7 protein-coding genes are annotated in these 7,617 nt (G+C 40.4%); 5 read left to right on the forward strand and 2 right to left on the reverse strand.

The features are described from left to right. Nucleotides 1-31: 31 nt before the first annotated feature. On the reverse strand, nucleotides 32-622 hold the full coding sequence (locus DP73_RS20025) for a hypothetical protein (protein ID WP_034602041.1): 591 nt from the start codon (nucleotides 620-622) through the stop codon (nucleotides 32-34). A 393-nt stretch (nucleotides 623-1,015) separates the two neighbouring features. Between DP73_RS20025 and DP73_RS20030 the strand changes: the two genes are divergently transcribed. From DP73_RS20030 to DP73_RS20040, 3 genes are all read left to right on the forward strand, one after another. Beyond that, nucleotides 1,016-1,240, forward strand: coding sequence for a DUF1659 domain-containing protein (locus DP73_RS20030; RefSeq protein WP_034602044.1), 225 nt, complete (start codon nucleotides 1,016-1,018; stop codon nucleotides 1,238-1,240). 36 nt (nucleotides 1,241-1,276) lie between these two features. Beyond that, nucleotides 1,277-1,507 carry a DUF2922 domain-containing protein gene (locus DP73_RS20035; RefSeq protein ID WP_034602045.1) on the forward strand — a complete coding sequence of 77 codons (231 nt, stop codon included), beginning with the start codon at nucleotides 1,277-1,279 and terminating at the stop codon, nucleotides 1,505-1,507. 387 nt (nucleotides 1,508-1,894) lie between these two features. Beyond that, nucleotides 1,895-2,659: a glucose 1-dehydrogenase gene (locus DP73_RS20040; protein ID WP_034602048.1), complete on the forward strand. Its 765-nt coding sequence runs from the start codon at nucleotides 1,895-1,897 to the stop codon at nucleotides 2,657-2,659. Between the two features lie 245 nt (nucleotides 2,660-2,904). Here DP73_RS20040 and DP73_RS20045 read toward each other — a convergent pair whose 3' ends face one another. Further along, entirely contained in the window at nucleotides 2,905-4,995 is a 2,091-nt protein-coding gene (locus DP73_RS20045; RefSeq protein WP_034602049.1) for a glutamine synthetase III, read from the reverse strand. A gap of 263 nt (nucleotides 4,996-5,258) precedes the next feature. Here DP73_RS20045 and DP73_RS20050 point away from each other — a divergent pair, with 263 nt between their 5' ends. Both DP73_RS20050 and DP73_RS20055 read left to right on the forward strand, forming a co-directional pair. Further along, nucleotides 5,259-6,908: a sensor histidine kinase gene (locus DP73_RS20050; RefSeq protein ID WP_052090906.1), complete on the forward strand. Its 1,650-nt coding sequence runs from the start codon at nucleotides 5,259-5,261 to the stop codon at nucleotides 6,906-6,908. Then, nucleotides 6,895-7,590, forward strand: coding sequence for a response regulator (locus tag DP73_RS20055; protein WP_034602051.1), 696 nt, complete (start codon nucleotides 6,895-6,897; stop codon nucleotides 7,588-7,590). The genes DP73_RS20050 and DP73_RS20055 overlap by 14 nt, the downstream gene beginning before the upstream one ends. Nucleotides 7,591-7,617 lie beyond the last annotated feature (27 nt).

The following is a 7,617-nucleotide window of genomic DNA, read 5'->3' on the forward strand; positions in this document are numbered from 1 at the left end:
TTAATTTCGACGATCTTTTGAGTATGGAATACTATAGAATTATCCCGAAATTTTCAATAGATATTTCCTTACTGAAAGTTTCAATCAGAGGGTTATCTCTATTGATTCCCGCAATCATGGTGCTTACAGTTTGAGAATATTGTAGGATGAAGTTGTGAAGTTCTGAATTAGTAAGTCCCTTTTCTAAGGTGAGTTTACTATTTAAGTAGATATTTAAGTTGTATTCCTCGCTAGAAAAGTAGTCATCAAATCTATCTTCCAGTATTGGGGGTCCAAAGATGGCAGCTTCTCGGCAAATATATAGCCGGCACACCGGAGGCAAGGCATCCTTTGGCAAAATACACCCCAAGTCACTGGCGAAGGGGCAATAATTCAAGCCAACTTTCATTTCAACCATAATACCGTTAAAGCCCTTTATAATTAAACCTTTTTCTAAGATGAGCTTATAAATATCCGGGTAATGCAGATAGATAAAAACTAAATCAAAAAGACAAAATTCCGGTTCATAGGAACAGCAGCCTATTTTTTTACCTTCATTTGTATTTCTGCAACAAACTGAACAGAGATTTGTACAGATACTGGGACGCAGGGGGTCGTTAATAATTTTAAACTCTGCTAACATAAGATTTTGCTCCTTTACTATTGTCTTGGTAGAAAGAATAGGGCACCTAATCTAATATAGTATCTGTTTGTGAAATAACACACTAAGCCGGTTTGAGAGATTATGACGGAGAATAATTATTGAGAACACCTTAATAAACCTTGTCCATATAATATTATGTATGTTATCTATTTCATAGAGGGACAACAGAAAAAACATTACGGGTTTTGATTAATCAGTAACAGATCTAGAATCTGCCAATATACTAATATTAGGACAACCATTCTTGGTAAGAAATCAGATGCAAACCATCGCTGCCTTGGAAATTCAAGAATCTTAACTTCAGTAATAGTAGGTGAAACAGCTTTCTGTATCGAGAGTGGTTGTTAATATAGGAGAAATGAGGAAACTGAAATGCCGGTTATAGCAAGCAGTAAGGACACAATAATGGTTGTAACTTTTCAAACAGGATTGACAGCACAAGGCTCCCCGAAATTAAGTCAACGAAGTTTTTCCAATGTTAAATCTACAGCATTAGACCAAGATGTTTATGATGTAGCTGTTGCCCTATATGGACTGCAGGACTACCCCTTAATCGGAGTTCGGAGAGATAATCGCGTTGACCTAACTGCGGAGTAGTTAAAGATGATTAAGGCATTTTAGGAGGAATGAAACTTGGCAAGTACAACAAAAAAAGTCTTGAGGATGACTTTTAATAATGCCTCCGGCAAAGCTGTGACAATAAGTATGCCGCAGCCTAAGGAGGGCTTAACAGTTGCCGAAATTGAAACAGTTATGGATCAAATCATCACCAAGAATATTTTTCTCACCCCCGGCGGGGAACTCATTTCCAAAAGAGATGTGAAAATTGTTGATACGACTACAGAAGACCTTTATGACCAATAGATAATAAACTATTTAAAACATTGCAGAGGGCTTGAGGATGTTTCCTCTAGCCCTTTTAAGTTGACACAGAAGTACCGTCCCCTTGTGTCCCCTTGTGTCCCTCCGTCCCCTTGTGTCCCTCCCCTTGTGTCCCTCTTGTGTCCCTCTTAATGGATCGCCACTGTCCGGAGAAGTTATGTGATTTTCCTATATTTATATTGTAAGAATCTTCCTAACTTTATATAATGGAGATAGTCATACTTGTCTTGAAATATATCCGTCATGATTTTTGAAATACTGTCATTGGCGATAAGGTAGAGTTAGGAAATCTTATTAAGCCATTGGCATTATGGCTTCTGGAAGAAAAAAGATGAATTTACCAATCTACATAAAATAAGGAGGGAAAACATGAATACTTCATATCTTTCCTTGGAAGGAAAAGTCGCCTTGGTAACCGGAGGGAGCAGGGGTATCGGTAAAGCTATTGCCTTAACTTTGGCCGATGCAGGCGCTGATGTGGTGGTTAGCAGTCGTAAACTTGAGGATTTGCAATTAGTGGCCAACGAAATTCGCGGAATGGGTAGACGAGCTCTGGCGGTAACTGCACATGGTCGTGAAAGTGAAGATATTCGTAAGCTAGTAGAAACCATTAAGAATGAGTTTGGCAGGATTGACATTTTGGTGAATAATGCAGCAACTAATCCAGCCATGGGCCCTATTGTGGATATGGAAGAGAAGATGTATGATCAAATCATGAATACAAATCTAAAAGGCTATACCCTCCTTAGCCAGTTAGCGGCAAAATTAATGATTAGCCAGGGTGGAGGGGCAATCGTGAATATTTCTTCCATTCTGGGAGTAACTCCAGGGTATGGGTTGGGATTATACAGTATCAGCAAGGCTGCAATTATCATGCTGACAAAGTCTATGGCTAAGGAGCTGGGAGAACATAATATTCGAGTTAATGGAATCGCCCCGGGATATGTTCAAACCAGTTTTAGTAAGGCATTATGGAGTAATGAAGCACTGATGAAGGAGAAACTTAAGGATATACCCTTGAAAAGAATCGCTCAGCCGGAAGAAGTGGGCAGGACAGTTCTTTATTTGGTCTCCGAAGCGTCTGCTTATGTAACAGGCCAAACCATCATCATGGATGGTGGAGCGTCTATTTAGCTAGGATACAAAGGAGATTTTAGACGCCATAACTGCTCGTGTCGATGGTGAGGAAGAAGAACTGTTTAAAACTATTAAGTAGTAGGATTAAACGAAAGAGTAAAATCCTGAGAAAATCCTATCCTTTTATTTATTGTGATCATTATAATCAGAACAGATGATCTTATAGAGCAAAATTAGGGGCTGTACTATGAAGTACAGCCCCTGATTTACATACTAGGATGTTTTAGTTGGAGTAAACGCTTTTAGAGCATAAATAGCATTTCAGCATAAGTGGGGAGAGGCCAGAGTTCAGCATCAACAAGTGTCTCCAGTTTATCTCCGTCAACTCTTAGTGCTCCCATAGCTTTAAAGACAACATCTCGATAATACACTGCTTGCTCATAGGCGTCGGACAGATCTGTTGCTTCTAAACTAACCTTTTCAAGGGTGCTTAAATTGGCATTAAAGGATACCAAGGTTGAGCATAGTCCAATGAGAAGATTTTCTTGGACAGAGACATCGACAGCACTGGAAGCAGCTTTAATAGCATTAATTGAATTTGCCAGTTCTGTGGAATATTTGACGGCGGCAGGAATGATCTTGTGCTTAGCCATATCAATCATTGTCAGTGCCTCAATATTAATCTGTTTCGAGTACTGCTCTAAGTTGATTTCATAGCGTGATTCTAATTCGGTTTTATTTAAGACTTCGTGCTTTTCGTATAATTCAATAGTAGATTCACGAAGTAAAACCAGTGCTGCATCAACGGTAGAGGTAATATTAGGAAGACCGCGTTTAGCTGCTTCTACTACCCACTCGTCAGAATAGCCGTTGCCATCAAAGAGGATCCGACTGTGATTCATGGCAGTTTCCTTAAGAAGTTGCTGTAAGGCTTGATCAAAATTCTCAGCATTTTCTAAGCGATCTGCAAATTGCGAGAAGACTTCAGCAAAGATGGTATTGAGTACTACGTTAGGTCCAGAAATGGATTGTGAAGATGCTACCATCCTGAACTCGAATTTATTACCGGTAAAGGCGAAGGGGGAAGTGCGATTTCGGTCAGTTGAGTCTTTCTTGAAGGCAGGCAGTGTGCTTACACCGCTGGCTAATTTCTCTCCTTGAAGAGATCGAGTTACTCCGCCATTTTGCAGCTGTTTGAAGATATCTGAAAGCTGGTCGCCGAGGAAAATTGAAATGATAGCAGGAGGTGCTTCATTTGCTCCGAGACGGTGGTCATTTCCGGGGGTAGCAGCGGATAGTCTGAGAAGTTCCGCATAATCATCAACAGCTTTAATAATGGCGCATAAGAATGTGAGGAACTGAAGGTTTTCATGAGGGGTATTGCCGGGTTCTAGGAGATTAAGTCCATCGTTTGTGGACATTGACCAGTTGTTATGCTTTCCGGATCCGTTAACACCTGCAAAGGGTTTTTCGTGAAGCAAGCAAACCATATCATGACGCAAGGCAATTTTTTTCATAGTGTCCATAACAAGCTGGTTGTGGTCAGTGGCAATATTAGTAGTGCCAAAGATGGGAGCTAACTCGAATTGTCCAGGTGCCACTTCGTTATGTTGAGTTTTGGCGAGAACGCCCAGTTTCCACAATTCAATATTGAGGTCGTGCATAAATGCGGCTACTCGAGTTTTTAAACTTCCAAAATAGTGATCTTCAAGTTCTTGGCCTTTTGCTGACATGGCTCCGAATAAGGTCCGGCCAGTAAGCATGAGATCCATACGTTGGTCAAAGAATTTCTTGTCTACGAGGAAATATTCTTGCTCTGCACCTACGGTACTGGTGACAGTTGTCGACGTTGTATTGCCAAAAAGTTTCAGTATGCGCAAGGCCTGTTTAGAAAGAGCTTGCATTGAACGCAAGAGAGGAGTCTTTTTGTCCAGGGCTTCCCCTGTATAAGAGCAAAAAGCTGTAGGGATACATAGAGTTAAGACACCGCCATCTTCCTTGAGAAAAGCTGGAGATGTACAGTCCCAAGCAGTATAGCCTCTTGCTTCGAAGGTTGCACGGATACCCCCGCTTGGGAAAGAGGACGCATCAGGCTCACCTTTAATTAATTCTTTGCCGGAAAACTCCATAACAACTCGGCCATCACTGGTTGGAGAGATGAAGGAATCATGTTTTTCCGCTGTAATGCCGGTCATTGGTTGAAACCAATGGGTAAAGTGGGTTGCTCCTTTTTCAATGGCCCAATCCTTCATACTATTAGCCACGACTTCAGCTACCTCAGGGTCAAGAGGAAGTCCCTCTACAATTGTTTTGTGCAAAGATTTGTAAGTAGCTTTTGGTAGACGCTCTCTCATCACAGAGTCATTAAAGACGTTTTCCCCAAAAATATCCATTGATTATTGCCTCCTTTAAGTTTAGCTTTTTGGTAAAAAACAAAAAAACGCTCCCCTAAAGATTATTCAATAAATCTTCAAAGAGCGTCATTGCTCCATTTGAATCTGGTATAAACTTAACATTTTATTTACCGGTTGACAAGAGAAAATTTTATATGTATACAGTATAAAATTTGATGGGAATTAACGGTATTAAATAGAAGGTATTTTAATAGAATTAACGAATTATATGTATATTCTGACATATTGAGGAGGAGTAGTAGTTGAAAAGGCCCCATTTCAAATTGGGAACAAAAATTGCTATCCTCTCCTTTGGCTTAGTATTGATGTCTGTGCTAATAGCAGGTGTAGTCATAGTTAATCGCATTACGGGTAAGATGGAACAAGAAATAGGGTATAGAGCTATGGCAATTGCCCGCACAGTGGCACAATTAAAGGATGTTCAAGAAAATCTCAATAACAAAGAAGGCGCGAATTTAATTCAGCCACTTGCCGAGCGAATTCGTATCGCCACAGAGGTAGAGTATATCGTAATTTTTAACATGCAGAGAGTTCGATATTCACATCCATATTTAGATAGGATAGGGACTGTTTTTAATGATGGAGATGAAGGGCCTGCTTTAAAAAAAATGGAATACATCTCTCAAGCCATCGGGGTACTTGGGCCGTCGGTACGTGCTTTTGTCCCGGTTTTGGCAGATGAAGGAACACGTCAAGTTGGAGTAGTGGCCGTCGGAATTCTGGTACCCACAATTACTGATATTGTGGGGGCCTTAAGAATCCAGCTTTATGCTTCATTATTAGTAGGGCTGGTTCTGGGAATTGTGGGTTCATTTTATCTATCCAGAAACATTAAGAAAAATATGTTTTCTCTCGAACCGGATGAGATTGCCAGGATACTTGAAGAACGCGTGGCTATTTTTCAGGCCATGGATGAAGGGGTTATAGCTTTAGATATTGAAAAACGGATTACTGTTATTAATAATAAGGCATCTCAGATTGCTGGCCTAAATACAGATGTTCGGGGACTGGGTTTAGATGAACTGGAAGTATTACGTGTTCTTGGGGACTTAATCGAGCAAGGAGGTTCTTTAGCAACTTCAGAACTGCTGCTCAACCAAACATGGGTGCTAATCAATTTTTTGCCAGTAAAAGTTAAGGATCAAATAGTCGGGCAAGTGATAACTATTAAAGACAAAACAGAAGTGCGTAAAATGGCGGAGGAATTAACAGGTGTCAAGACTTTTATCGAAGCTTTAAGAGTTCAAAACCATGAATCCTTAAATAAACTGCATACTATCTCAGGTTTAATTCAGTTAAATAAAGTGCAAGAGGCTTTAGATTATGTCTATAAAGTTACAGAGGAACAACAGGAAGTTACGAAATTTTTAAGCCAAGAGATTAAACACCCTACCGTGGCAGGACTATTATTGGGTAAATATAACCGCGGTAAAGAGCTAAAAGTTGATATCTTTTTCGAAGAAGATTGCTATTTAGGAGAGCTGCCTGAGAAGGTCGATTGCAACTTACTAACCTTAATAGTGGGGAACTTACTGGAAAATGCCATGGAAGCTGTAGTAGGCAAGAGGTTATGCGAGGTATACTGTCGTGTTAAGCAAGAAGAAACAGAACTAATTGTGAGCGTTGAAGATACGGGTGGTGGGATAACTCAAGAGAACCAAAAAAAGATATTTCAATGGGGATTTTCCACCAAGGGCGAAGGAAATCGCGGAATTGGACTATCGTTAGTTAAACAAGCGGTAGAAAGGCTGGGAGGTACTATCGACTTGGAAACAGGAAACTGGGGAACGCGTTTTGGTGTAAAGATCCCATTACCTAAACAAACGGATCTAGTTGCTAAGAAAAATCGGAAAACGTTCAAAGGGGAGGTCGCAAAAAATGAATCCTATTGACTTAGTCTTAGTAGAAGATGATCCGATGGTGCTGGAAGTCAATGAAGGATTTATAAATAAAATCGGTGGATTCCGAATTTGTGGCAAAGCAAAGACGGGACAACACGCGCTAGAGATAATTCGAGAGCTAAGACCCCGCCTAGTGATTTTAGATATTTACTTACCGGATGTTAATGGTATACAAATTCTGCGGGAAATACGGCGGCAAGGACTACCGACAGATATCATTTTAATTACTGCTGCACAAGACGTTGCAACAGTACAAGCCGGTTTGCGGTTTGGGGTAGTGGACTATATCATAAAACCCTTTAAATTCGAACGGATCAATACGGCATTAAATAATTACCAAGCCTACTTGGAGCAATTCAGTAAACAAGGCGAAATGAACCAAGAGGATTTAGATCGATTAATAAAAATTCACCCGAGTCAGATAAATCAAACCAATCGAACCCGAGAGGAATTACCTAAAGGACTACGGGAAATTACCCTTCAGCAGGTTTATAACTTTCTGAAAGAATACAAAGTGGGGCTTTCAGCAGAAGAAGTAGCCGAAGGGGCGGGTTTAGCCCGAGTTACAGCTCGCAGATATTTGGAGTATCTGGAAAAAGTCAATTGGGTGTTGCTGGAAACTCAATACGGCTCTGTAGGCAGACCCATCAATAAATATAGAATTGTACCTTAGGTACAATTCAGCTTGTAGACAATAGAG

Origin of the sequence: Desulfosporosinus sp. HMP52, from assembly GCF_000765145.1 — a bacterium.
GTDB lineage: Bacteria > Bacillota > Desulfitobacteriia > Desulfitobacteriales > Desulfitobacteriaceae > Desulfosporosinus.